At 48.5% G+C, this 1,205-nt stretch carries 2 protein-coding genes; one reads left to right on the top strand and one right to left on the bottom strand.

The window, feature by feature from the left end; all coding sequences use genetic code 11:
* On the top strand, nt 1-818 hold an 818-nt coding region (gene thiD / locus KDK17_RS00750), incomplete at its 5' end, for a bifunctional hydroxymethylpyrimidine kinase/phosphomethylpyrimidine kinase (protein ID WP_306671202.1).
* Nucleotides 819-885: 67 nt separating this feature from the next.
* On the opposite strand, the gene KDK17_RS00745 is transcribed toward thiD, so the two are convergent.
* Nucleotides 886-1,205, bottom strand: a 320-nt coding sequence (locus KDK17_RS00745; protein WP_257287125.1) for a hypothetical protein, incomplete at its 5' end; no start/stop codon positions are given.

The following is a 1,205-nucleotide window of genomic DNA, read 5'->3' as shown; positions in this document are numbered from 1 at the left end:
TGACTAATGAGACGCCTGTCGCCCTTACCATTGCCGGATCAGACAGTGGTGGTGGTGCCGGTATACAGGCAGACCTGAAAGCCTTTTCAGCACTGGGCGCTTATGGCTGCAGTGTCATTACCGCTCTGACTGCCCAGAATACTCAGGGCGTTCAGGGTATCCTTGACGTTGAACCCGCCTTTGTCCGTCAACAGCTGGATTCAGTATTCTCGGACCTCGCTATCAGGGCCGTAAAAGTGGGCATGTTGAGCCAGCCAGATGTTATCACGACGGTAGCGGATACTCTGACTCACTTCGGTCCGGCTTATCTTGTGGTTGACCCTGTAATGGTGGCTACCAGCGGTGATGTTCTGCTACAACAGGCCGCTATTGAGACCCTCAGGCAATCACTGATTCCCAAAGCCAGCCTGATCACACCCAACCTGCATGAAGCTGCGGTGCTGCTTGATCGTCCATTGCCCAAAAATCCCGACCAGATGATCGATATGATTGAGCCTCTTCTGGCGCTGGGCTCTGAAGCGGTCCTTCTGAAAGGTGGTCACCTGAGTGGCGACAATAGTGATAATAAGGCCGTCGATTTTTATCACGACGGTACGTCTCTGCACCGACTGGAATGCAACTGGATAAACACCAGTAACACTCACGGTACAGGCTGTACATTGTCCTCAGCCATTACCGCATTACTGGCTCGTGGTTACACCATGAGAGAAGCCATCCCAGAGGCTAAAAAATACATTGCGCAAGCCATTGCCCACGCCGATCAGCTGAACATAGGCCAAGGCAACGGACCTGTACACCACTTCTACAAAATCTGGTGATCTGGTCTGAATGTTTGATGTCGCAGTAAGAGATGCTGCTTTGCCTGTCTGGCATCAAAAAAGTAAATCAGATTTCATCGTGATACGGTAGTTGCTTTATCTGTTCCAGTGACTGCACTGGAACTCTTACAGCGTTGTTTCTGTCAAATACCTTACTTTCTGGATTGTATTCTTCGTAGATAAATTCCTTATCATCAGCTTTTAGAATTCTGGTAGTAGCTAAAAAACCATCAGGCGGGCAAATACATTCGTTTGGGCGTGGTTTAATATTATCTGGATCAGCGTCTTTGCAGCCATAGTCTAAGATCAACTTTTCCTCTGAGTCTCTCGGGAAAAACCATACACCAGAAATACCTATTACTTTATGACTAAGTCCCGGAATGTCCA

Source organism: Endozoicomonas sp. SESOKO2, from assembly GCF_024606245.1.
In the GTDB taxonomy this organism is placed as follows: Bacteria; Pseudomonadota; Gammaproteobacteria; order Pseudomonadales; family Endozoicomonadaceae; genus Endozoicomonas_A.
This window is presented reverse-complemented; position numbering and strand designations above follow the sequence as displayed.